The following is a 23,585-nucleotide window of genomic DNA, read 5'->3' on the forward strand; positions in this document are numbered from 1 at the left end:
GTAATCTCAAATAAAAGCAGTCATCCTAAGACAATCCCCCGCCCCAGTGTGCGCACTGGGGCACCCCCTTTCAAAAGGGGGCAAGCGGCTCCGCCGCTTGTGCGCTCCAACGAAGCCGGCGGGGATTGACCGGCAGGGCGGGATTAAAGCCGCTGAATTATCCCACCTTGACAAACTCCTTGGAGACGTAGCCGGTGCTGGTGCCGCTGTAGCGGATGTGATACCAGCCATTCTCTTCGCCTAGGATGGTGACCTCTGCCCCGTTGGAGGCGCTGGCCACCTTCTCGTAGCTGGTGCCCGGACCAGAGCGGATGTTCAGGCCGGTGTCCGCCCCTGTGATAATGCCCCGGCTGCTGCTACCGGTGCTGGACGTGGCGGGCTTGGGATTGCAGTACACTGTACACTGGGCGCTCAGCTGGCCGCAGACGGCGGTAATGGTGGCCCGGCCCTGACTGCTGCCCGGATTCACGTTGGTCACAAGGCCGTTTTCATCCACAGTGGCCATATTGGGGTCGCTGCTGGACCAGCTCACCTCTCCGGTGACTCCGGCGGGGAGAAGGTTAGCGGTGAGCTGGAAGGTTTTGCCCCCATCCAGCGTTGTATCCAGGGCGCTGAGCACCACCGCCTCCACGCCGGGGGCCAGGGGGGGCTCGTCTGTACCGCTGGTGTCCCCGCTGGAGCCGCCGGCAGGTGGAGTGGAGACAGTGCCGCCGCCGCTCTTGTCCCCCTGGCTGGTGCTGGAACCGCCGGAGTTGCTGGGCTTGCCTCCAAAGATGGGCGCGCCCATAAAGCGCACCACAATGGCCGCCGCACACAGGATGACGGCAAAGGAGACGACCCACCAGGCGATACGCAGATTGGAGGCGGGCCGTCCGTAGCCGCCCCCTCTGGTGTTGGCAACCCGCTTGCCGGCGATGCCGCCGCGAACGGGGCGCTCGTCGCAGAAGGGGCAGCGCTTGTAGGTGATGGAGTAGTCCTCGCCGCAGTTCTCGCAGCGGATGACGTCGTTGCGCCGGGTCGGGGCCTGACGCCGTTCTGTGCCGCCCCGGGCCGGGGCCTGACGGCGCTGGGTGTTCTCCGGGGGCGGGGTCTGCCGCCGCTGGGTGTTCTCCGCCGCAGGACGCCGCTGGGACGTCCCCCCCTGCCGGCGCTGTGTATTGTCTGCTCCCTGCCGGCGCTCGCTGCGGCGGGGATCGGGATTCTGTCTTTCTGCCATGATGGTTCCTCCAACTGTACACATTCCAAATCGAGACAGCCTCTATTTTACAAGCATTTTCCCTTCCCGTCAACGGTGAAACACGGAAATAACAAAAACTTCACAATTTTATGTTAATCGCCTCTCTCCGCTTGACCAAACTGGGACTTTTTACTATAATGGTGGGCGAGAACTTTTTTGGGAGATGTGCCCCTATGAGCGCTGTGATAACCGCCAGTGAAGTCCACAAGCAGTATAACGAGGTAGTCGCCGCCTTCCGCAAGCTGATCCCCGACCCTGCCCTGCGCATGACCTTCAGCCGCCAGGTGGACGGCTACCTGCGCCAGTACGCCCTGGGGGTGTGGCAGGCGGACAGCGCCAGCTCCATCACGCCCCGGCACGTGGAGTTCTACAACGCCATCTACTCCGCCGGAAGCCCCGCCCCCGCCGCCCTCTACTGGGAGGTGGCCTCCGGCGTGGCCAACTTCGACCTGTTCCAACCCCCCGCCTTCTTTGAGGACCTGCGGCGCTGCGACCGGATGAGGGGCACCGCTCTGGCCCGGCGGTTTGCCGACCAGCTGACCCTGCTGCTCCTCCTCTTCGCCGCGGTGGACGGGGTGGTCAGCGAGAGCGAGGCGGGCTTTGTCAACGCCTGCTGCGACACCCTGTCCGCCTTGTGCGACCGGGACGGACTGAGCGCCCCTCGCCCCAACCTCCGGGCGGACGAGTTTATCACCCACAGCCCTGTCCGGCCTGCCCTCCAGCCCCAGGCCGCCCCCGTGGAACAGGAGAAAGAGCTGCCCCCGGCGGAGCCTGAGCCCACCCTGGAGGAGCTGCTGGCTGAGCTGGACCATCTGTGCGGCCTGGACCAGGTGAAGCGGGACGTGAAGAGCCTCATCAACCTGGTGAAGGTGCAAAAGCTCCGGGAGGAGGCTGGCCTCCCCGTGCCCCCCATGTCCCTCCACCTGGTCTTCCTGGGCAATCCGGGCACCGGCAAGACCACCGTGGCCCGGCTGCTGGCCAAAATCTACCACGCGGTGGGGGTGCTCTCCCAGGGCCAGCTGGTGGAGGTGGACCGCTCCGGTCTGGTGGCCGGCTTTGTGGGCCAGACCGCTTTGAAAGCCCAGGAGGCGGTGCAGAAGGCCATCGGCGGAGTGCTGTTCATCGACGAGGCCTACGCCCTGGTCAACGCCGACAGCGCCAACGACTTCGGCCATGAGGCCATTGAGGTCATTCTGAAAAATATGGAGGACCACCGGGACGATTTGATTGTCATCGTGGCCGGGTACACCGGGCCGATGGAGCAGTTTATCCATGCCAACCCGGGGCTGGAGTCCCGCTTTAACAAGTACTTCTTCTTTGAGGACTACGACGGAGAGCAGCTGATGGAGATTTTCCGCTCCATGTGCAAAAAGAACGGCTATACCCTCTCAGAGGAGGGGAAGAAGTTCATGGAGAAGGACCTGCAAGAGCTCTACGAGGAGCGGGATGAGAACTTCGGCAACGCCCGGGACGTGCGCAACCTCTTTGAGCAGGCGGTGGCCCGTCAGGCCGACCGGGTTGCCCGGCTGGAGTCCCCCACCAGGGAACAGCTCATGGAGCTGCTGCCGGAGGATTTGGAGGAGACGGAATAATGGATTTTCAGCGGACAAACGGCCAAAACAAGGATTTTATGGAAAATTGCCGGCTCCTTGACCTGGATTTGGACCGGCGTGTCGGGAAAAAGCTCAAACGGGAAAAGTATAAGCAATACAATCTGCTGGATGAAATCCAGGAGGCCATAGTTGTCTATGACGGGCGCAAGGCCATCGGCGGCGGCGCGATTCGGAGATACGACGATGAGACGGCGGAGCTGAAACGGATCTTTGTCCGGCCGGAATATCAGGGGCGGGGCGTTGGAACGAAGCTCGTCTCCCTGCTGCTGGAATGGGCGGAGGAGCTGGGCTATCAACGAATCATTTTAGAGACCGGGGAGCTGTTGGCGGAGTCCTGCGCTGTATATCAAAAGCTGGGCTTTCAGGTCATTCCCAATTACGGTCCCTATGTGAATATGCCGGAATCCCTGTGTATGGAAAAGGACCTGCGGGAGGAATCCACATGATAAAAATCTGGGATTGGGAGAAGAAGCCGCGGACCATGCTGCGGTACCTCAAAATCGGGGACATTTTCTGCTTCCAGTACGACGGCCGCACCTACCGCTTCGGGCGGATTATGGCAAAGGTGATATTCCATATCGTGGAAATTTTTGATTACGCCGCGGAACAGCCGCTAATAACCAAGGAGGCCATTCTTCGGGCGGACCGGCTGCTGGTGACCCCGCTGGACACCTACAGCCTCTTCGACCGGAAGAGCGAGGGGGAGTGGCGGATCATCGGCCGGCAGGAGGACTACACCCCGCCGGAGGACGCAAGGGATATCTGGTTCTCCTGGGGAGACCGCTCCGGGGCCCGGAAGTCCAACGTGTTTGATGAAACCGTGTTCATCAGCGAAGGGGAGTGGAAGGCCCTGCCACCTCTCTCCCCCGGCGGGGACTATGATGTGAAGCGGGATATTGCGAGGCGGCTGATTGAGGCAGTGGACTGGTCCCGGTATGAAACCGCCTATGGAAACGCCGCTCAGGATATCCCCCATTTCCAGTGCGGGCAGACCCCCAGCGTGCCCCGCTCCCTAGAAAAACTGTTCTCCGGGAACTGGAACAAGGCTATGGAGGCCACCAGCGACCTGTGGGCAGGACTTTGCCACCAGCACGCCTATGTGTCCTCCGCCGCCCTGCCCGCCTACGACTTCCTGATGCTTGCTCTGCAAGAGGCGGACGACAAGTTAAAGGTGGAACTGCTGGACATCTTCCTGGGCTTCGCCGTCTGCACCGGGCGGTTCAGCTCCGACGCCCTCTGGCCCCGGCAGCTGCGGGACAAGCTCATGTCGGACCTGCCCATCTTCACCGCCCTGGCCGCCTCGGAGAATGAGGATATCTCCGACTTTGCGAAACGTATTACCGGCAATCTGAATTACAAGGAGGAGTCAACATGTTAATCAACTTCAACCAGATTCCCGAGACCGTCATCCCCAATATGCGGGGCGGGGAGGGCCAGGTGGTCAGCCGTATGCACGTGGACGGGGACAACAAGATCATGAAGGGCTTTCTGGCCCCCGGCTGCTCCATCGGCCTGCACACCCACGAGACCAGCAGTGAGATTATCTTCATCCTCTCCGGCACGGGCAAGGTGCTGTACCAGGGGGAGTATGAGCCCCTGTCCGCCGGTTCGGTCCACTACTGCCCCAAGGGCTGCGAACACAGCCTCATCAACGACAGCGACGGCGGCCTGACCTTCTTCGCCGTGGTGCCAGAGCACGGGGCATGAACATCGCCTTCTACACCCTGGGCTGCAAGGTGAACCAGTACGAGACCCAGGCGCTGGAGCAGCTCTTCACCGCCCGGGGCCACACCCTGGTCCCCTTCGAGGGGGAGGCGGACGCCTATATCATCAACACCTGCACCGTCACGGCGGTGAGCGACAAGAAGTCCCGGCAGACCATCCGGCAGGCCCGGAAGCGGTCGCCGGAGGCTCTGGTGGCGGTGTGCGGCTGCTACCCCCAGACCCACCCGGAGGACCTGGAGGAGCTGCCCGTGGACCTGGCGGCGGGCACCGGGGACCGGCAGGCCTTCGTGGAACTGGTGGAAAAAGCCTGCGCGGAGCGCCGGGAGAAAATTACCGCTCTGGACAACGCCATGCAGCGGCGGAGCTTTGAGCTGCTGCCCGCCGGGGGGCTGGAGGGCCGCACCCGGGCCATGCTCAAGGTGGAGGACGGGTGTGTCAACTTCTGCACCTACTGCATCATCCCCTACGCCCGGGGGCCGGTGCGCTCCCTGCCTCTGGCCAGCGCCGCAGAGCAGGCGGGACAGCTGGCGGCGGAGGGCTACAAGGAGCTGGTGCTCACCGGCATTGAGATCTCCTCCTGGGGCCGGGACCTGGAGGGAAAGCCGGAGCTCATCGACCTGATCGAAGGGGTGTGCGCCACCGCCCCGGACTGCCGTATCCGCCTGGGCTCCCTGGAGCCCAGGACCATCACCGAGGAATTTTGCCGGCGGGCGGCCAAACTGGAAAATCTGTGTCCCCACTTCCACCTGTCCCTCCAGTCGGGCTGCGACGCCACTCTGAAGCGGATGAATCGGAAGTACGACACCGCCCGGTTTATGGAGAGCGTGGGGCTGATTTGGGGCTATTTTCAGAATCCCGTCCCCGCCATCACCGCCGACATGATCGTCGGTTTCCCCGGAGAGACCGACGAGGAATTTTATGAGTCCATTGACTTTGCCAGGCGGTGCGCCTTTTCCTCCATGCACATCTTCCCTTACTCCAAGCGCCCGGGAACCCCGGCGGCCTCCATGCCCGGCCAGGTGCCCAAGGCCGTCAAGGAGGAGCGGGCCCGGGAGGCGGCGGAGGCGGCCGCCAGAATGGAACACAGCTATCTGAAGCAGTGGGACAAGGTGACCGTCCTCTTTGAGGAGGAGCGGGACGGCCTGTGGTGGGGCCACACCCGGCAGTACTGCAGGGTGGGGGTCCCCAGCGGGGAAAACCTCCACAATCAGCTGCGGAAGGTCCAAATTACAGTGGTGGAGAAGGGCTGGCTTTTGGGACAATTGATAAATTTGGAAAAGACGTAGCATCCAGGGCGCGGCAGTGGTATAATAACCCGGAAATTTTTTGAACCAACGAGAGGAGTCCTTTCCCATGGACAACTACACCGCCAATCCCGGAAAAAATCTGGTCCGCACCGTGGACGGCGTGGATTATCTGCGCATCCCTGTAAAAACCCACCTCATCACCAAGGACGACGACATGGTGGACGTGGTGCTGAAATACCCCAAGGACAAGCTCCAGCCCGGAGATATTCTGTTTATCTCGGAAAAGGCGGTGGCCTGCACCCAGAGCCGGGCCATCCCCATGGAGGATATCCGCCCCCGAAAGCTGGCTGTGACCCTCAGCCGCTTTGTCACCAAGACCCCCGCCGGCATCGGCCTGGGCATCCCGGAGACCATGGAGATGGCCCTCCAGGAGTGCGGGACCCTGCGCATCCTCTTTGCCGCCTTCTGCTCGGCGGTGGGCAAGCTGCTGGGGAAGCACGGCTGGTTCTATATTGTGGCCGGCCCTAAGGCCCGGGGCATCGACGGCCCCACCGAGGGCACCATTCCCCCCTATGACAACTACGTGGTCCTCACCCCGGATGACCCCGCGGGCACCTCCAAAAAACTGGCCCAGGCCCTGGGATATCCGGTGGCCATTGTGGACATCAACGACCTGGGGGCCAACATCCTGGGCTTTTCGGAGAAGCAGCCCACCATGGACTGGCTGGCCCGGGCCCTGGGGGACAATCCTCTGGGCCAGGGGGAGGAGTGTACCCCCATGGGCATCCTGCGCAGGGCCTGAGCCATGACCAGGAAAAATCCCCGGAACACCCGGGGCAGGATCATCGACGCGGCCTGGCGGCTGTTCTACCGCCAGGGCTACGACGACACCACCGTGGAGGAGATCATTGAGGAGTCGGGCACCTCCCGGGGGTCCTTCTACCACTATTTTCCCGGCAAGGACGGCCTGCTGTCCACTCTGTCCGACGTCTTCGACCAGAAATACCAGTCCCTGATGGAGAGCCTCCCCCTGGAGATGGACCGGTTTGACCAGCTGCTCTATCTCAACCGGGAGCTGTTCACCATGATCGAAAACGCCATCTCTCTGGACCTGCTGGCCCGGCTGTACTCCTCCCAGCTGGTGACCCGGGGGGAGAAGTCCCTGCTGGACCATGACCGCACCTATTACAAGCTGCTTCGGCAGATCGTCCTCCAGGGCCAGGAGCGGGGGGAGCTGCGGGGGGACGTCACTGTCAACGAGATCGTCCGGGCCTACGCCCTGTGCGAGCGGGCGCTGATTTACGACTGGTGCCTGTCCGAGGGGGACTACTCCCTGGCCCGGTACAGTCAGACCATGATGCCCATGTTTTTGCAGGGGTTCCGGGGGAGCCGGTGAGAAGTTTGTAGGAATGTACAAAACTTATTTTTAAAAAATGTACACCTTATTTTCCTTGAAATTTCAAGGAAAATAGGGTGTTTTTGATTTTAGAGTACGGAGTTTATTCTATGTTGCGTTCTAGATTGATTCCTGGTATGATAGCAATAATCTGCCCTCTGGGGAAGTGTGTGTCCCTGAGGGGCTTTGTTTGGGAGGAATTGTATGAACACCCCGCAGATCTGCATTATGGCAACCATCATTGCCTATCTCTGCTTTGTCATTTTCACCGGCGTGATGATTGGCCGCCGGTCCAAGAAGAGCGCCGAGGGCTTTTACCTGGGCGGCCGGGGCATGGGCCCGCTGGTCACCGCCATGAGCGCCGAGGCCTCCGATATGAGCAGCTACCTGCTGATGGGCATCCCCGGCCTGGCCTATCTCTCCGGCGTGGCTGACGCCAGCTGGACCGCCATCGGCCTGGCGGTGGGCACCTACCTCAACTTCCTGCTGGTGGCCCGGCGGCTGCGGCGCTACAGTGTGAAGCTGGACGCCATTACCATCCCCAGCTTTATCTCCAAGCGGTACGGAGAGAAAAAGCCGGTGATTATGTGCATCTCCGCTTTGATTATCCTCATCTTCTTTGTGCCCTACGTGGCCTCCGGTCTGGCCGCTATCGGCAAGCTGTTCAACAGCCTGTTCGGCTGGAACTATATGACGGCGGTGGTGATTGGAGCTGTGGTCATCATCAGCTACACCTCAGTGGGGGGCTTCTCCGCCGTGGCCACCATGGACCTGATCCAGTCCATTATCATGACGGCGGCTCTGGCAGTGATTGTGGTCTTCGGCATTGTCCAGGCCGGCGGTCTGGACGCGGTGCTGGACCACGCCCGCTCCCTGCCCGGCTTCCTCAGCTTCAACCAGACCTACATCGCCTCGGAGCAGACCGCCGGGCCCTACGGCATCATTCAGATCGTCTCCATGATGGCCTGGGGGCTGGGCTACTTCGGAATGCCCCACATTCTGGTGCGCTTTATGGCCATTCGGGACGAGAATGAGCTGAAGCTGTCCCGCCGCATTGCCGGCGTGTGGGTCGTGCTGTCCATGGGGGTTGCGGTGTTCATCGGCATTGTGGGCCGGGCCGTCTCCGCCGCAGGCCGCATCCCCGCCCTGGAGGGCAGCGCCACCGAGACGGTGATCGTCCAGCTGTCCAATCTGCTGTCCAACTACGGCATTTTCCCCGCCATTGTGGCTGGCTGTATCCTGGCCGGCATTCTGGCCGCCACCATGTCCACCGCCGACAGCCAGCTGCTGGCCGCCTCCTCCGCCTTCTCGGAGAATCTGGTGCAGAACGTCTTCGGCATTAAGCTGACCCAGAAGCAGACCATGCTCACCGCCCGGCTGACGGTGGTGGTCATTGCGGTGATCGCCCTGTTTCTGGCCCGGGACCCGGACAGCAACGTGTTCCAGATCGTCTCCTTCGCCTGGGCGGGCTTCGGCGCCGCTTTCGGACCCGCCATGCTCTGCGCCCTGTTCTGGAAGCGGAGCAACCGCCAGGGCATTATGGCCGGTCTGGTGGCTGGGGGCGCTATGATCTTCATCTGGAAGTTCCTGGTCCGGCCCATGGGCGGCGCGCTGGATATCTATGAGCTGCTCCCCGCCTTCCTGGTGGCTCTGGCCGCCATTGTGGCGGTGTCTCTGGCAACTCCCGCCCCCGACGCCGATGTGGTCCGGGCCTTTGAGGAGTATGACAAATAAAACCCTTTCCCCCTGCCCCCTTCGCCGCCCCTATGGACGCCGGCGGAGGGGGCCCCTTTGTTTCGACGCATCTTAACAAAAGATTCACAGTTCCCGCCTTGACAGGGGCGGGGGCCTTTTGTATAATACATGACAGCCTGTCACAAAATGACACTCTGTCACAAAAGGAGGGAGACTGTGCCCACTGCAACCTTTTTCCGCCTGCCGGAGGAGAAGCGAATGCGTCTGGTGGAGGCCTGCTGGGCGGAGCTGACCCAGGTACGTATTACCGACGTGTCCATCAACCGCATCATCGCGGCGGCCCGTATCCCCCGGGGCAGCTTCTACCAGTACTTTGAGGACAAGGAGGACCTGATCCGCTACTTATTGGAGGATCTGCGCCAGTATTTCATAACCCTGCTGCGGGATATCCTGGTGGAGGCGGAGGGGGACCTGTTTGACCTGCCGCTGATGGCCTACGACCGGTTTATCCGCCGGCAGGGGGAGCCGGACCCCATGCTGACCCTGTTTATCAAGCTGCTGACCCTGAACAAGGGACTCGACCTGCAAAGCTTTATGGGGGCGCCCCAGGACTTGCCGGAGGGACCGCAGTGCTTCCTGGCCGACCCGCTCTGGGAGGTGGTGGACCCCACCAAGCTGCGCCGGGAAGACCGGGAGTATGCCGAACACGTCTTTCATCTGGCCTGCGCGGTGCTGGCCTTCGCCATTGTGGAGACGCTGCAGTGTCCCCAGCGGGCGGCCCCGGCCCAGGACCCCGCTCAGGTGCGGGAGCGCATCAAGCAGCGCATCGACCTGCTCCGCCGCGGTGGGGCGGCCCCGGAAGAAAAGGAGGAACCCACATGAAGCAACGCAAAACCGCCCTGCTGCTGGCGGCAGCTCTGACCCTGTCCCTGGTGGGGGCGGCGGCCCTGGCGGCGGAGGACCCCGCTCCTCTGGCGGCGTCCCGGACCGTCCCGGCGGCGGAGGAGATACAGCCGGAGGCCCGAGAGACCGCTGTCCTGGCCGACGCTCAGCCCGAGGCCCCAGAATCTTCCGAGACTCCGGAGGAGCCCCAGATCCCCGACGAGGACTACATACCCGACCCGGTGGGGACGGTCACCTTTGCCAACCTGTCCCGCCGGATGCACGAGAACAACCTGCAAATTCTGGCCATTCAGGAGAGCATCACCAACCTGGAGCTGCTGGACTACGACTACATCCTGGACGATATGCGGGAAACCATCGCCAACCTGTCCCGGGCCCAGTGGATGATGGTGATGATGGGCCAGCAGGGGACCCTGGCCTATGAGCAGCTGGACCAGGCCAACCAGGCGGTTTGGGACCAGTTTGAGTCCATCAAGGACGGCGATATGCAGAAGGACAACGCCGACATGATCCGCCAGCTGAAAAACCTCCAGGACCAGATCGTCATGGCGGGCGAGGCCACCTACATCGCCCTGGCCGCTATGGAGATCCAGGAGGGGGGACTGGAGCGACAGTTGTCCGCTCTGGACCGTCAGCTGGAGGAGCTGGAGCTGCGCCATCAGCTGGGCCACATCTCCTCCATGACCCTGCGGGAGGCCCAGGGGGGGCGGACGGCCCTCACCAGCGGGCTTTCCACTCTGCGCATGAACCTGGATACCTACAAGGGCCAGCTGGAGCTGCTCATGGGAGCGGATATCACCGGCCAGATCAAGCTGGGGGTCCTGCCCGCCGTGACCCAGAAGGACCTGAACACTATGGACCTGGAGAAGGACCTGGAGACCGCCAAGGAGAACAGCTGGCAGCTCTATTCCGCCCAGCTGGACCTGAAGGACGCCAAGCAGGACTTCGCCGACCGGGGCGGGGAGCTGGCCTCCGACTACCGGCCCAAGGACCCCCAGTATATGCAGGTGCGCTACGGCTACTACGCCGCCCGCCACACCTACAACAACACGGTCCAGAACTTTGAACTGGGCCTGCGCAACCTGTATCTGAAGGTCCAGGACTGCAAGCAGATTCTGGACGCCTCCAAAACCGCCCTGGCGGTGGCGCAGGACAGCCGTTCCGCCGCTCAACTGAAATACAGCCAGGGCAGCCTGTCCAAAAACGCCCTGCTGGAGGCGGAGGACAAGGTGTCCGAGGCCCAGGAGAAGGTGGACAGCGCCTCTAACGACCTGTTTTCCGCCTACAACACCTACCGCTGGGCGGTAGACTACGGCATTTTGAATTAAAGGAGACCGAGCTATGAAGCAGAACAGAATCTATTCCGCCCTTCTGGCCGCCGCCCTGGCCCTGAGCCTGGCCGCCTGCCAGAACGGCGGTTCGGGCAGCGGGTCCCAGACTCCCTCCTCCGCCGGCGTAGCCGTCCAGGTCCAGGAGGTGAAGGTGGACACCATCTCCACCGAGAACAAGGTATCGGGCCGGATTGTCACCGACGGGCAGGAGTCCGTCTTTGTGTCGGCCCAGGTCCAGTGTACCGCCGTCTACGTGGAGGTGGGGGACACGGTGGCCGCCGGGTCGCCCATCTGCACCCTGGATATGGCCAGCACTTTGTCCTCCTACAGCGCCGCCAACATCACCTACCAGTCCGCCGTCCAGAGCTATGACGACCAGGTGGCCATCTTTGACAAGCAGATCGCCCTGGCGGAGAAGAACGTGAACGATTTGAAGGCTCTGTTTGAGATCGGGGCGGCCTCCCAGGTGGAGATCGACCAGGCGGAGCTGAATCTGCTCAGCGCCCAGGCCCAGCGCACCGCAACCCTCTCCCAGCTGGAGGCGGGAATGCAGAGCTACAAGTCCAATGTGGAGCAGCTCTCCGCCGCCCTGGAGAATATTGACAGCCGGGGCAACGTCATCGCCCCCATCTCCGGGACCATCCTCTCCCTGAACGCGGCGGAGGGCAGCTATGTGGGTCCCACCGCCCCGGTGGCTGTCATCGACGGGGTGGACCGGCTGGAGATCGCCGTGTCGGTGTCCGAGGCCCTGGTGCCCAAGCTGGCCCTGGGGGACCAGGCCGACGTGTCCATCAGCGCCCTGGACCTCCAGACCGTGGGGACCATCAAGAAGATTGAGAGCGCCGCCAGTATGCAGACCAAGCTGTACACCGTGAACATCGCCCTGGAGGAGGATGTGGAGGGCCTGCTGTCCGGTATGTCCGCTGACGTGTCCTTCCGCACCGACACCTCCGCCGACACCATCGTTATCCCCACCGAGGCCATCCTCACCAGCAACGACCTCCAGTACGTCTTTGTGGTGGAGGGGGACAGCGCCCGATATGTGGAGATCACCTCCGGCCTGACGGGCAATGGAGTCACTGAGGTCACCTCCGGCCTGACGGGGGGCGAGCTGCTGGTGACAGTGGGTCAGGCCTATCTGGCTGACGGCGACGCGGTGCGCGTTGTCTCCGGGGAGGGCTAAAGACTGTGAGCAGTGTGGCAAAATTCTGCATCAAGCACAAGGTCACGACCCTGATGGCGGTAATCATGATCTCCATTTTTGGCGTGGTCTTTACGACCCAGCTGCAAATGGCCCTCCTGCCCGAGATGGAGGCCCCCGCCGCTCTGGTCATGTGCTACTACAACGGGGCGACCCCCTCTGACATGGAGGAGCTGGTGACCCGCCCCCTGGAGTCGGCTATCATGTCGGTGCCTGGGGTGGAGGGAGTCCAGTCCACCTCCTCCGACGGGTCCAGCCAGCTCCAGATCACCTATGTGGAGGGCACCGACCTAGACATTGCCGCTACCAAGCTGCGGGAGCAATTTGACCGGCTGTCCCTCCCCGACGGGGCTATGGACCCCATTATCGTCAACATCAACATCAGCGACCTGATGCCCTCCGCTATGATCGCCCTTATGGGGGAGGACCTGACCTCGGTCCAGGCCCTGGCGGAGGACACGGTGGCCCCCGCCCTGGAACGCATTGAGGGTGTGGCCCAGGTGACCATCTCCGGCGGCGTGGAGCAGCAGATCGCCGTGGAGGTGGACCCCACCCGGGCGGTGGCCCTGGGGCTGTCCAACAGCTACATCGCCCAGATGCTGGCGGCGGAGAATCTGCTCTACCCCGGGGGCGATATGCACAACGGGACCCAGACCCTCACCGTCACCACCGACGCCAAGTTCCAGACGGTGGAGGACGTGGCTAACCTGATCCTCCCCCTGCCCACCGGCGGCACGGTGCGTCTGTCTGAGGTGGCCAACGTGGCTCTGGAGACCAGCGACCCCGAGGCCGTGGCTAAGACCGACGGGACCCCCTGTGTGGTGCTCCAGGTATCCAAGCAGTCGGGGGCCAATGAGGTGGCCACTGCCGACGCGGTGGTGGAGGAGATGGCCCAGCTCCAGGCCCGAAACGCCGCTGTCAGCTATGTGGTGCTGTACACCGCCTCCGACTACATCAATATGGCGGTGAACTCCGCCGTGCAGAACATTGTCATGGGTGTGATCCTGGCCGCCTTGGTGGTCTTCCTCTTCCTGCGCCGCTGGGGGGCCACCGCCACCATCGCCGTGTCCATGCCGGTTTGTATCCTCACCGTGTTTGTGCTGATGAACGTCTTCGACCTCACCCTGAACATGATGTCCCTGGGGGGCATCGCCATGGGCGTGGGTATGATTGTAGACAACTCCATTGTGGTGCTGGAAAATATATACCGCTACTCCGCCGAGGGCCACAGCCGCATGGAGTCCTGCGTGGAGGGTACCCGGGAGGTGTTTACCTCCCTCACCGCCTCCACCCTCACCACTGTGGCCGTCTTCCTGCCCCTGGGTCTCACCGGGGGAATGGCCGGGATGCTCTTTAAGGATTTCTGCCTGACCATCTCCTTCCTGCTGCTGTCCTCTCTGGCCATTGCAGTGACCCTGGTCCCCCTGCTGTGCTACTTCCTGCTGGACGAGAAGAAAGTCCACCAGCACGCCCTGAAAAAGGCGGAGAAGAAGGCCAGAAAGCACGCCGCCGGGCGCGTTGGGCTGGGCCACCGGCTCAGCCAGGCGTACACCGCTCTGCTGGGCTTCTTTGTCCGCCGCCTGTGGGTTGGGATGCTGGCCTCCGTCGCCCTGGTGGCCCTGTTCGTGGTCTCCTGCCTGTCCACTAAGATGGTGCTCATGCCCGAGATGGACCAGGGCATGGTTCAGGTATCCATCAGCACCCCCATCGGCTCCGAGGTGGAGGACACCGCCGCCATTGCCGACCGGGTCGTGGACATCGCCCTGGAAAACGTGCCGGAGCTGGAATCCATCTACCACCTGAGTCAGCCCGAGTCCTCCACCGTGGGTCTGGTGCTCACCGAGAAGGAGGACCGGACGCGCAGCAGCAACGACGTGGCCCAAGCCATGCGGCTCCTGACCCAGGACATTGCCGGGTGTGAGATCACCGTCTCCGCCTCGGATATGTCCGCCATGATGGGCAGCGGCGACGACATCAGCGTGGATATCACCGGCACCGACTACGACACTCTGGTGATGATTGCCCGGGACCTGGCCGCCCAGATTGCCCAGCTGCCCGACGCGGTGGATGTGGGCACCTCCATCGCTAAGGAGGTAAAGCAGGTCACCATCACCATGAACCGGGAGGCCGCCTCTCAGTACGGCCTCACTGCCGCCACAGTGGGCGCGGCGGTACGCTCGGAGCTGTCCGGGGCCACCGCCACCACCGTCACCATCAGCAACAAGGAGCTGGACGTGGTGGTCCGAGGAGACGGCAAGTCCGCCGCCAGTCTGGACGCCCTGAAATCCATGCCCATCCCCTCCGCCTTCGGTGGGACGGTGCCTCTGTCCGCCGTGGCCGACGTGAACATTGTGTTGGCCCCCCAGAGCATTATCCGGGTTGACCAGTCCCGGCAGATTTCGGTCACCGGCGACACCATCAGCGGCGACGCCACCGCTATCACCCGGGAGATCAGCAAGATTCTGGACGCCTACACCCTGCCGGACGGCTACACCGTCCAGATCTCCGGCACCTACGAGGACATGATGGAGAGCTTCGGCGACCTGCTCCTGGCTCTGGTGGTGGCTCTGGGGCTGGTGTACTTTGTGCTGGCCTCCCAGTTTGAGTCCTTTGTCATGCCTGTCATTGTGATGATGATCCTTCCCGTGGCCTTCACCGGAGCCCTGTTTGCCCTGCCTCTCACCGGGCGGGACCTGTCCATGATCTCCCTGGTGGCCCTGATTATGCTGGCCGGTACGGTGGTCAACGCCTCCATCATTCTGGTGGACTACATCCGCCAGCGCCGGGAGCAGGGGGAGAGTCGGGTTGACGCCATCCTCCACGCCTGTCCCCTCCGCGTCCGCCCCGTGCTGATGACAACCCTCACCACCATCCTGGCCCTGGTGCCCATGGCGCTGGGAATGGCCGAGGGGGCGGCGGAGATGATGAGCGACATGAGCATTACCATGATCTCCGGCATGGTGGTCTCCACCATCATCACCCTGCTGTTTACCCCGGTGTACTACTCCGTCATCGACAACCTGAGCCACATTTTTTCCCGCAAGAAGGGAAAGAGTTCTTTTGATAAGAAAAAGGAAACTTCCGCTGTTTTATAATAAAAAAGCATCCACTCAACCTAAAGAGTGGGTGCTTTTTTATTTTTCCATTTTACTACTTGCTTCTTTTTCAATATATGTTATAATGAATAATACTCTTAAGTAGAAAGTGGTGAGTCCAATGTTTAATATCCTCTAGAATATTGTACGTTATTTTTTTCTGGGAAACGGGGGGTAAAATATGAAAATAAATAAGTTAACTTCCTTTATTTTGCTAGTAGCAATGATTCTCCAAACAACCACTTTAAGTGCCTTTGCATCTACTAACAGCGTAAAATCTTATGAATATAATTTTGGTGAGTACAAATATTGTGTAGAATATTTTATCGAACAAAATGCAGTTTCAGAATTGTTAACAATTTACAAAAATAATGTAAATTTAGGCAATATTGAAAGGAAGGTATTTTCAGACAATACATCTGCGCTGTATGTAAATGGAGTTATACAAGACAATAATATCTCATATGACTATCAGTCTTTTTTAGCGGCGGCTCAAGGGCAATTATTGTACCCTAAACAATCCCTAAATGTAAAATCAATTGCTGCCACATATCCATGTGGCTATAGTGCAGATCATCTTTTTCCACAAAGTTCTTTTGATTCATTTTATGTAAGAGACGCAAATGCTGGAGCTGGGCTCGGTTTTGTATTAACTTCAACTATATTGGGTTTTGTGTATAAGGGAGCTGCAGGCGGAGTAGCTGGAGGTATATTATCCATCATCGCTTTAATCACCCAACGTGCTGATGATACCGGTGCGGATTATATAGAGATTTATCAATATAAGTATTATGTTGTTGATGCCTACCCAGGTTATGCAATGAATTGTTTTCATATTCGTTCTGTTGGTTACTTTTATAATCATATTACCAACAAAAGAGGAGATAAAGTTTTTGATGAATGGAACTACCATCAGGAATTTATCTAAGAGGTGCAAAATATGTTTTTGGACTGGCTAAATTTGGTCTTTCCTCCTAAAAAGTACTTTATTGCGGGCAGCCTGTTGGGAGGGTTTTTACTGCCTCTGATTACATGGAGTGTCATATGTTTACCTCTGTCAAAGCCAGTTTTAATGATTGTATGTATTATTCTCGCCCTGCTTCTGCTTGGATGTGTTGTAGTTGCTCGTATCCTGCCGGCCAGCAGAAATAAGGATCTCGGTATGGGGTGGTTTTCCATCGGGTTCATCCTTGCAGGACTAACGCTTCCATTATTGCCCGTCCCAAAAGGTATTTGGACACCGGCTCAGTCCCGTTATATGATAATGGACGGAGTGATCCTTCTGCTGTTCAGCATGGGCTATGGACTGTACCGATGTTTCCATCATAACTGAATCAAAACGGCCCCGCCAACCGGCGGGGCCGTTCTCTGTTTAACGGTTTCGCAGCTTCGACGCAGGCGGCAATCAGTGCCGCCTGCGCATCCACGGTGCGGGCCCAGCCACCGCTTGAGGAGCTGGAGCAGGCCGAACATCGCAGCCCTTCACGCCTGTTTCATGGACCCCGGACAGGGGTTCATCCCGCCAGGCCGCGGCTCTGCGGGGCCTGCTGGCGAAACTGCTCCAGATTCTCCCGGGTCACCATCCGGTAGGGCAGCCACACATAGTGGTCCTCCTCCAAATCCACCGTCTGCGTCGGGTCCTCCCCGTTCCACAGCGCCAGCGCCAGCTCCAGCATGGCCTTGGCCTGGCCCCAGCCGTCGTTGTGGACGGTGCCGTAGAGCTGGCCCGACTCCACCGCCTCCATAGCGGGGCTAGTGGCGTCAACCCCCACGATCAGGGGCCACTCCTGTCGCTCCCTCTGCCCCTCCGTCAGCGCGTCAATGGCGCCCAGAGCCATATCGTCATTGTTGGCAAAGATCACCTCGATCTCGCCACCCAGCTCCTCCAGCCACTGGGCCGTGCGGGCGGAGGCCTGGGCTCGGTTCCAGTTGGCGGTGTCGCTGGCCAGCTTCTCCACCTCAACGCCTCCGTCGGTGAGGGCCTTGATGGAGTACTCGGTGCGCAGCAGGGCGTCCTGGTGGCCTGGCTCCCCCTCCAGCATGGCGTACTGGAGGATGCCGTCCCCGTTCCGGTCCAGGGCCTCCCGGTCCTCCTGCCAGGCCTCCAGCACCAGTTGGCCCTGGAGCAGGCCGCTCTCCTGGGCGCTGGCCCCCACATAGTAGATCTGGTCCCACCGCTGAATGTCCTCGGCCACCGGCTGGCGGTTGAAGAAGATCAGGGGGACCCCCTCCGCCTCCGCCTTGTCGATGATGACCGCCGCCGCCGTCCGGTCCACCAGATTGACACACAGCACGTCGCACTGCCGGGCCAGGAACCGGTCCACCTGGTCCATCTGGGTCGTCTGACTGCTCAGGCCGTCGGAGATGAACAGGTTGATCTTCTGCCCCGTCTCATTCTCCGCCTCCTGGGCCAGCCGCTCCAGGCTCTGGGCCATAGCGGAGATAAAGGTGTCGTCCTGGGTATAGAGGGCCACGCCGATGCGCAGGCTGTCATCCTCCTCCTTCCGGCCGCCGCAGGCCGCCAGCAGCACCAGGGCCAGAAGCAGGGCCAGCCCTCTACCGCCCCGAGGAGGACATAATGGGAAACAGCAGCTTTTGATTTTCGGGTTCATAAATCTCCTCCCTGCGTATGATGGAAAAGGTCAGGGGGGACAGGGGCCCGCTCCCCCCCTGGACGGCCTCCGCCGCCTGACGCACCGCCAGGTACCCGGCGGCATAGTCGCTCCAGGCGGCCACGGCGGCAATGTTCCCCCGCTCCAGCTGGGAGGTGACGGCGGTGGATGCCCCCACGCCGTAAAGCATCAGGGACAGCTCCTCCGTCTCCTTCCGCTCGGCGGCCTGCTGGGTCGCTGCGGGGTCGAAGGCCAGCATCCAGCCCGCCCCCTCCAGGTCCTGGGGCAGGCTCTCCTCCGTCCGCACCGGGACCCCCGCCTCCTCCAGAGCCTCCCGGGCCGCCTGGAGGCGCTCCGCCACGCCGGTACACCGGGGGGCGGTGTTCAGGAGGATGACCTCTCCTCCGTCCCACTCCTCCAGCAGGGTCTGGGCCAGCTGCCGCCCCAGCAGAGCGTTGTCCGGGGCCACCATCCCCGCCGCCCCATCCATCCGGGACTCCAGGGTCACCACCGGGCAGCGCTCCTTCTGCCGCAGCAGAGCGGCATAGAGGGACTCCGGGTCCCAGGGCACCGCCACCACGGCCTCCGCTCCCCCGTCCAGCTCACGGAGAAACAGCTCCTCCTGCTCCCCGCCCATGTCCTGGCCGGAGGGGGTCAGAAAGCGCAGCTCCACCCCAAACTCGTCCGCCGCCTTCTCCATCCCCTGCCGGGCGGCGGAGCTGTCCGTGTCCCGGAGCAGCACCGAGATGGCCAGCAGCGGGGACACCCCCTGGTCCCGGAACAGCTGGGGGATCACCAGCGAAAGGATCACCAGTAACCCCAAAAAGCCCAAAATGCCCAGCTCGGCCCAATTGTTCCTTCTCCCTCTCATAGAACCTCCCCCTGCTGCCGGCGGACGGCCTCCTCCCGGGTCAGGGCGGGCAGGCGGATGCGAACCAGCGTGCCCTCGTCCGGTTCACTGAAAATGGTCAGCCCGTAGCCCTCGCCGTAAGTGAGGCGGATACGCTGATGGACATTCCGGACCCCGATGCCGGAGCCCTTGGTGTGCCCCTGGGGCCGCTCCGCCTCCAGCAGAGAGGCGGCCACCTCGGGGGGCATTCCCAGGCCATTGTCCTCCACGTCGATCATCAGGTCCTCCCCCTCCCGGCGGGCGGACACCCGGATCAGGCCGTCGTCCTCCCCGCTGGCCATGCCATGGTAGATGGCGTTCTCCAGCAGGGGCTGGACGATCAGCTTCAGGGTGTACAGCTCCTCCGTCCCCGGCTGGGCCTGAATTTGAGTGGTAAACTTATTTTTAAAGCGGATCTGCTGGATGTTCATATAGTGGCGGGCGTGCTCCAGCTCGTCGGACAGGGGGATCACGCTCTTCCCCCTGCTCAGGGAGATGCGGAACAGCCGGGCCAGAGAGGTGACCATCTGAATGGCCTCCGCCTGCTGCCCCGACTCGGTCATCCAGATCACCGAGTCCAGGGTGTTGTACAGGAAGTGGGGGTTGATCTGGGACTGGAGCACCTCCAGCTCACTGCGCCGCTTCTGGCCCTCCTGTTGGATAATGTCGTCCATCAGGTGGCGCATGGTGGACACCATGGAGCGCACCGACCGGCCCAGGTGCTGGATCTCATAGCAGCCCCCCTCCTCGATCTCCACGTCCTCCCGGCCCCCCTCCAGCTCCTTGATAGACTGCTCCAGCCGGCGGATGGGGTCAGAGATGCGGGCGGAGATGAGGATATTCAGGAAGGCCATGAGAAAGATGGCGAAGAGCAGCAGGGACAGGCCGAAGAGGAACATCTGGGGGGAGGCGATCAGCCAATTGGAGGCCGGGGCAACCCCCACCAGCTTCCAGCCGGTATAGCCCACCGTCTTCACCGTCACCTGCCGGGACTGGCCCTGGAAGGTCTCCACATGACTGCCGTCCCGGTAGCCGGCGGCGGTGCGGTTGTTCTCCTCCAGCAGGCCGGCGTAGATCAACTGCTGCCGGGGGTGGTAAATCAGCTCCCCGTCCCCGTCGATGAGGTAGAGGTAGCCCCCGTTGGCCAGGCTCACGTCCCGGCACACCTGCTCAATGCCGCTGAAGCTCATGTCCACCAGCAGCACACCCCCCTCGGTGGCCCCGTCCCAGGTGAGCTGGACGTGGTGGCTCAGGGAGACAACCCAGCGGTAGGGGTAGTCCGGGTCGCCGAAGATGTTCTGCACGTGGGGTGTGGAGAAGTGGAGGTTTTCCATGCTCAGGCTGGCGGCCTGGAACCAGTCGCTGCCGGCGGGGTCAGCGTCGGGCTTGAGCAGGGACAGGGGGACGGCGGAGATGAGCGCGCCCCCGCTGTCGAAGACGGCCAGGGAGACCAAATCGTCCCGGTTGGCCTCGTAGAGCAGGCTGAGCTGGCCGGTGAGGCTGTCCCTGGCCAGGTCGCTGTTCTTGATGACCCGGTAGTAGGCCGTGTCGGCAATGCGCATCATCCGTTTGAGGTAGCTGTCCAGGTTCAGGTTGGCCTGGGCCAGGACCCGCTGGCTGTTTTCGGCCACCATCTGCTCGCTGGCGGAGGAGAAGCGCCAAATCAGGCTGATGCCCATGAGCAGAATCCCTGCCGCCGCCACCGCCGTGAAGGACAGGGAGAGCACCATCTGAATGCTCATCTTTCGGTACCGCTCGGCCCACTGGGCGGTGAATTTTCGAAAAAAGGACATAAAACTCCCCTCCTCTCGGAACAATCTTGTCTTTCCCCCGGGAAAGACAATGCGGAGTATACTCCGCAGGCGGCGCCGGGACTTATTCCCCGGACTTGGGCACTGCCCAGTGGTGCATCAGGGCCTGGAGCTTGCTCATATCGGCGTCAAAGACGTAACCGGAGGGTTCCTCTGTGATGACCCCCGGTTCAAAACACATGCACAGACTGTCGGTCCTCACCACGACCCCTTCGGGGGTAAATGCGGCCTCCAGACTTGCCCGGAGGCCCCCGCTTCCCTGCCAGTCCAGGGCGGCGTCAATGATGGCCCGCCCCGCCTCCTCCCGGGAGCACTGAAACAGGTCCCACAGCTCCAGGTGTTCCCCTGTTTCCCGGTCAAAGGCGTCCCCCAGGCTCTGGGTATAGACGGTGCCGCCCCCCTCCTGGTACAGGGGCAGGGTGAGGCCGGTTCGGAAGTACATCACCTGCTCGCTGGAGGCGGAGGGAGTCACATCCTGCTCTACCATGTGGGACTGGAAGTCCTCCCTCTTTTTCAGATAATCGGCGTAGGCCTTTTCCAGCTCCGCCTGCTCATCGTAGAGGGGGCCCCGCTCCCGGTAATAGGCCGCAACCCGCTCCTGGGCCCTCTGGCTCAGATCCTGGAAGCTCTCCAGGTCCCCCACGAAATGGTTCTCCGGACCGGAGGGGCCCCGGACCCACAGCAGCTCGGTACCGTCGGCCAGCAGGTAGGTGCGGTCGGCACTGGTAAAATATTCCTCCAGTACATCCAGGGCCGTCCCATCCGCCAGGGCGGCAGCCCCCCGGTTCAGCTTTCCGATAATGGAAATATGGTCCGCCGTATAGGCGGTAAGCTCCTGGCCGTCCTGGGCCGTCAGCGTCTGTTTGGCCGGCAGGCAGGCGGCGGAGATCTGAACGTCCGGCTCCAGCGCCTTCTGGAACTCCGCCCGCATTTCAGAGCTGGTCCAGCTGCCGGACTGGGGCGGAGCGGCGAAGGTCTCCTGGGTGAGGAGGAGCCCCACCTGTTCTCCGCTCCGGGTCCGGACCACGAAGGAGGTCAGCTCCCCTCTCTCTGTGTACTGGACCTGGGTTACCAGTCCCTGGACCTGCTTCCCCTCCTGGCGGCAGGCGGCCAGGGACAGCAGCAGGAGCAGCGCCAGACCGGCATGAAATGTTCGCAGCACAGAAGGACCTCCTCTCAATTGTTCAGCCCCGCCCGGAATTTGGAGGGCGACAGGCCAAAGTGTCGTTTAAACACGTAGCTGAAGTAGTTGGGGTCGGAGTAGCCGATCTGTTGGGCAATGCGATAGGTCTTCTCGTCGGTCTCCCGAAGCAGGCGCACCGCCTCGTCCATGCGTACCTGGGTCACATAGGCGGTGAAGCTCATGCCCACCTCCCGCTTGAACAGGGTCGAGAAGTAGGTAGGGGACAGGTGGATGTGGGAACACAGGGCCTCCACGCTGAGCTGCTCGTTGGTGTAGTGCCCGGCGATGTACTCCTTGGCGTTCTCCACCAGCCGCCAGGCGGAGTCGCTGCGCTGGCGGCCCAGCAGGTCGTGGAGCCTGCTGCACCGCTCCCTCAGCCAACGGCCCAGCTCCTCCAGGCTGGAGAAGTCGGAGATGGACACCGCGCCGGTGAAGTTGGCCCCAAATACCTCCTCCACACCGACCTCGCCGGCCCGGGCCAGGCGAACCAGACAGGTGACCACCTCCAGCAGAAACAGGTGGCACTTGGACAGGGACAGCCCCGTCTGGGACAGCCGCTCAGTGAGCCCCCGCACTACCTGCTCCACCTGTTCCAGGGTCCCCAGCTTGATAGCGGCGGACAGGGCCCGCTGGTCCTCCTCCTCGAAGGAGAGGACGGCGGAGTCCTGGGGCTCCAGGTCGCCAATGTAGATGACCCGGCCGCCCCCCATCAGAGCCCGGTAGTCCAGGGCGGAGCGGGCCCCCTCCACACTGCGGTGCAGCTCCTCGGGCCCCTGGCAGGGCAGGCCCACCCCGGCGGCCAGAGGGACGCCCAGGTAGCTCCGGGACAGCAGGCTCAGCCGCTCCAGCTCCTCCAGCAGGGGGTAGAGCCGGTCTCTGTCCCTCAGCTGGACCAGCAGGGCCACCGTGTCGCCGCAGAGCACCACACGGGCGGCACAGCCCTCCAGGGAGAAGTGCTCCTCCAGAAAGGACTGGACCGACAGCAGCAGCAGCTCGTCCCGGCCGGCGTCGCAGCTCTCCCCCGAGGCGTCCGCGTGGAGGAGGGCGGCGGTCCACAGCCCCGGTGGCAGCTCGATCTCGTACCGGGCCGCCCGGTCCTGGACCTGCTCCGGCGCCAGCTGTCCGCTGAGCAGGCGGGTGTAAAACAGCTCCCGCAGCACCGGCAGACTCTCCTCATACCGGCGGCGCAGGGTCTCCATGTCCCGCCGCTCCAGCCGCTGTTTGTCCAGCTGCTCCCCCAGCTTGGACAGCACCTGGGTCAGCTCAGCGGCGTTGATGGGCTTGAGGATGTACTCCGACACCCCCATCCCCACCGCCTGCCGGGCGTACTCAAAGTCGTCAAAGCCGGAGAAGACCACCAGCTTGGCCGCCGGCAGGGACTGGCGCAGACGGCGGCACAGCTCCAGCCCGTCCATGAAGGGCATTTTAATGTCGGTGAGCACCACATCGGGGTGCAGCTGCTCGGCCACCTCCAGGGCCTCCTCCCCGTTGCCCGCCTCCCCCACCAGGGCGAATCCCAGGCTAACCCAGTCGATTTTCCGGCTGATCCCCGCCCTGATCTCCTCCTCGTCGTCCGCCAGCAGCACACGGTATTCCTCCACCAGAATTCCTCCCTTCAAGCGCTTATACTGTCCTCATTTTACCACA

At 62.1% G+C, this 23,585-nt stretch carries 20 protein-coding genes; 14 read left to right on the forward strand and 6 right to left on the reverse strand.

Annotated elements, in window-relative coordinates; genetic code table 11:
- Positions 1–157 precede the first annotated feature (157 nt).
- Complete coding sequence (locus tag D1646_RS01975) at positions 158–1,216, reverse strand: SH3 domain-containing protein (RefSeq protein WP_160634822.1); 1,059 nt, start codon at positions 1,214–1,216, stop codon at positions 158–160.
- 194 nt (positions 1,217–1,410) lie between these two features.
- On the opposite strand from D1646_RS01975, the gene D1646_RS01980 reads away from it, so the two are divergent.
- From D1646_RS01980 to D1646_RS02045, 14 genes are all read left to right on the forward strand, one after another.
- Entirely contained in the window at positions 1,411–2,829 is a 1,419-nt protein-coding gene (locus tag D1646_RS01980) for an AAA family ATPase (RefSeq protein ID WP_160634823.1), read from the forward strand.
- Positions 2,829–3,296 carry a GNAT family N-acetyltransferase gene (locus D1646_RS01985; protein WP_160634824.1) on the forward strand — a complete coding sequence of 156 codons (468 nt, stop codon included), beginning with the start codon at positions 2,829–2,831 and terminating at the stop codon, positions 3,294–3,296. Before D1646_RS01980 ends, D1646_RS01985 begins: the two co-directional genes overlap by 1 nt.
- Positions 3,293–4,228: an Imm26 family immunity protein gene (locus D1646_RS01990; protein ID WP_160634825.1), complete on the forward strand. Its 936-nt coding sequence runs from the start codon at positions 3,293–3,295 to the stop codon at positions 4,226–4,228. The genes D1646_RS01985 and D1646_RS01990 overlap by 4 nt, the downstream gene beginning before the upstream one ends.
- Entirely contained in the window at positions 4,222–4,557 is a 336-nt protein-coding gene (locus tag D1646_RS01995) for a cupin domain-containing protein (RefSeq protein ID WP_160634826.1), read from the forward strand. The genes D1646_RS01990 and D1646_RS01995 overlap by 7 nt, the downstream gene beginning before the upstream one ends.
- A complete protein-coding gene (mtaB, locus tag D1646_RS02000; protein WP_160634827.1) occupies positions 4,554–5,861 on the forward strand; it encodes a tRNA (N(6)-L-threonylcarbamoyladenosine(37)-C(2))-methylthiotransferase MtaB in 1,308 nt (435 codons plus the stop codon). Before D1646_RS01995 ends, mtaB begins: the two co-directional genes overlap by 4 nt.
- A 67-nt stretch (positions 5,862–5,928) precedes the next feature.
- Positions 5,929–6,624, forward strand: a complete 696-nt coding sequence (locus D1646_RS02005) for a coenzyme F420-0:L-glutamate ligase (RefSeq protein WP_160634828.1) — start codon at positions 5,929–5,931, stop codon at positions 6,622–6,624.
- Between the two features lie 3 nt (positions 6,625–6,627).
- Positions 6,628–7,218, forward strand: coding sequence for a TetR/AcrR family transcriptional regulator (locus tag D1646_RS02010; protein ID WP_160634829.1), 591 nt, complete (start codon positions 6,628–6,630; stop codon positions 7,216–7,218).
- Between the two features lie 204 nt (positions 7,219–7,422).
- Positions 7,423–8,952 (forward strand): sodium/proline symporter, encoded by a 1,530-nt coding sequence (locus D1646_RS02015; protein ID WP_160634830.1) that lies wholly within the window; start codon positions 7,423–7,425, stop codon positions 8,950–8,952.
- A gap of 177 nt (positions 8,953–9,129) precedes the next feature.
- A complete protein-coding gene (locus tag D1646_RS02020) occupies positions 9,130–9,795 on the forward strand; it encodes a TetR family transcriptional regulator (RefSeq protein ID WP_160634831.1) in 666 nt (221 codons plus the stop codon).
- The gene (locus tag D1646_RS02025; protein WP_160634832.1) at positions 9,792–11,144 is read left to right on the forward strand and encodes a TolC family protein; all 1,353 of its coding nucleotides are present in this window, start codon (positions 9,792–9,794) and stop codon (positions 11,142–11,144) included. The genes D1646_RS02020 and D1646_RS02025 overlap by 4 nt, the downstream gene beginning before the upstream one ends.
- A 13-nt stretch (positions 11,145–11,157) precedes the next feature.
- Entirely contained in the window at positions 11,158–12,330 is a 1,173-nt protein-coding gene (locus D1646_RS02030; protein ID WP_160634833.1) for an efflux RND transporter periplasmic adaptor subunit, read from the forward strand.
- 5 nt (positions 12,331–12,335) lie between these two features.
- Positions 12,336–15,443 carry an efflux RND transporter permease subunit gene (locus tag D1646_RS02035; RefSeq protein ID WP_347565112.1) on the forward strand — a complete coding sequence of 1,036 codons (3,108 nt, stop codon included), beginning with the start codon at positions 12,336–12,338 and terminating at the stop codon, positions 15,441–15,443.
- A 181-nt stretch (positions 15,444–15,624) separates the two neighbouring features.
- A complete protein-coding gene (locus D1646_RS02040; protein WP_160634834.1) occupies positions 15,625–16,371 on the forward strand; it encodes a hypothetical protein in 747 nt (248 codons plus the stop codon).
- A gap of 12 nt (positions 16,372–16,383) precedes the next feature.
- Positions 16,384–16,776: a hypothetical protein gene (locus D1646_RS02045; protein WP_160634835.1), complete on the forward strand. Its 393-nt coding sequence runs from the start codon at positions 16,384–16,386 to the stop codon at positions 16,774–16,776.
- Between the two features lie 181 nt (positions 16,777–16,957).
- Here the strand turns inward: D1646_RS02045 and D1646_RS02050 are convergent, their stop codons facing one another.
- From D1646_RS02050 to D1646_RS02070, 5 genes are all read right to left on the reverse strand, one after another.
- Positions 16,958–18,055 (reverse strand): galactose ABC transporter substrate-binding protein, encoded by a 1,098-nt coding sequence (locus D1646_RS02050; protein ID WP_160634836.1) that lies wholly within the window; start codon positions 18,053–18,055, stop codon positions 16,958–16,960.
- A complete protein-coding gene (locus tag D1646_RS02055; RefSeq protein ID WP_160634837.1) occupies positions 18,000–18,926 on the reverse strand; it encodes a substrate-binding domain-containing protein in 927 nt (308 codons plus the stop codon). The genes D1646_RS02050 and D1646_RS02055 overlap by 56 nt, the downstream gene beginning before the upstream one ends.
- Positions 18,923–20,737 carry a sensor histidine kinase gene (locus D1646_RS02060; protein ID WP_160634838.1) on the reverse strand — a complete coding sequence of 605 codons (1,815 nt, stop codon included), beginning with the start codon at positions 20,735–20,737 and terminating at the stop codon, positions 18,923–18,925. The genes D1646_RS02055 and D1646_RS02060 overlap by 4 nt, the downstream gene beginning before the upstream one ends.
- A gap of 82 nt (positions 20,738–20,819) precedes the next feature.
- Positions 20,820–21,917 carry a hypothetical protein gene (locus tag D1646_RS02065; RefSeq protein ID WP_160634839.1) on the reverse strand — a complete coding sequence of 366 codons (1,098 nt, stop codon included), beginning with the start codon at positions 21,915–21,917 and terminating at the stop codon, positions 20,820–20,822.
- Positions 21,918–21,931: 14 nt separating this feature from the next.
- Entirely contained in the window at positions 21,932–23,539 is a 1,608-nt protein-coding gene (locus D1646_RS02070) for a response regulator (protein WP_160634840.1), read from the reverse strand.
- Between the last annotated feature and the right edge of the window lie 46 nt (positions 23,540–23,585).

It is taken from the genome of Pseudoflavonifractor sp. 60 (assembly GCF_009911645.1).
Lineage (GTDB): Bacteria > Bacillota > Clostridia > Oscillospirales > Oscillospiraceae > Lawsonibacter.

Bases quoted from the DNA above. Each gene is read 5' to 3' on its own strand.
- mtaB (WP_160634827.1), top strand. From the start codon at position 4,554: ATGAACATCGCCTTCTACACCCTGGGCTGCAAGGTGAACCAGTACGAG.
- D1646_RS01995 (WP_160634826.1), top strand. From the start codon at position 4,222: ATGTTAATCAACTTCAACCAGATTCCCGAGACCGTCATCCCCAATATG.
- D1646_RS01990 (WP_160634825.1), top strand. From the start codon at position 3,293: ATGATAAAAATCTGGGATTGGGAGAAGAAGCCGCGGACCATGCTGCGG.
- D1646_RS02010 (WP_160634829.1), top strand. From the start codon at position 6,628: ATGACCAGGAAAAATCCCCGGAACACCCGGGGCAGGATCATCGACGCG.
- D1646_RS02005 (WP_160634828.1), top strand. From the start codon at position 5,929: ATGGACAACTACACCGCCAATCCCGGAAAAAATCTGGTCCGCACCGTG.
- D1646_RS02025 (WP_160634832.1), top strand. From the start codon at position 9,792: ATGAAGCAACGCAAAACCGCCCTGCTGCTGGCGGCAGCTCTGACCCTG.
- D1646_RS01975 (WP_160634822.1), bottom strand. From the start codon at position 1,216: ATGGCAGAAAGACAGAATCCCGATCCCCGCCGCAGCGAGCGCCGGCAG.
- D1646_RS02045 (WP_160634835.1), top strand. From the start codon at position 16,384: ATGTTTTTGGACTGGCTAAATTTGGTCTTTCCTCCTAAAAAGTACTTT.
- D1646_RS01985 (WP_160634824.1), top strand. From the start codon at position 2,829: ATGGATTTTCAGCGGACAAACGGCCAAAACAAGGATTTTATGGAAAAT.
- D1646_RS02055 (WP_160634837.1), bottom strand. From the start codon at position 18,926: ATGAGAGGGAGAAGGAACAATTGGGCCGAGCTGGGCATTTTGGGCTTT.
- D1646_RS02015 (WP_160634830.1), top strand. From the start codon at position 7,423: ATGAACACCCCGCAGATCTGCATTATGGCAACCATCATTGCCTATCTC.
- D1646_RS02040 (WP_160634834.1), top strand. From the start codon at position 15,625: ATGAAAATAAATAAGTTAACTTCCTTTATTTTGCTAGTAGCAATGATT.
- D1646_RS02030 (WP_160634833.1), top strand. From the start codon at position 11,158: ATGAAGCAGAACAGAATCTATTCCGCCCTTCTGGCCGCCGCCCTGGCC.
- D1646_RS01980 (WP_160634823.1), top strand. From the start codon at position 1,411: ATGAGCGCTGTGATAACCGCCAGTGAAGTCCACAAGCAGTATAACGAG.
- D1646_RS02050 (WP_160634836.1), bottom strand. From the start codon at position 18,055: ATGAACCCGAAAATCAAAAGCTGCTGTTTCCCATTATGTCCTCCTCGG.
- D1646_RS02060 (WP_160634838.1), bottom strand. From the start codon at position 20,737: ATGTCCTTTTTTCGAAAATTCACCGCCCAGTGGGCCGAGCGGTACCGA.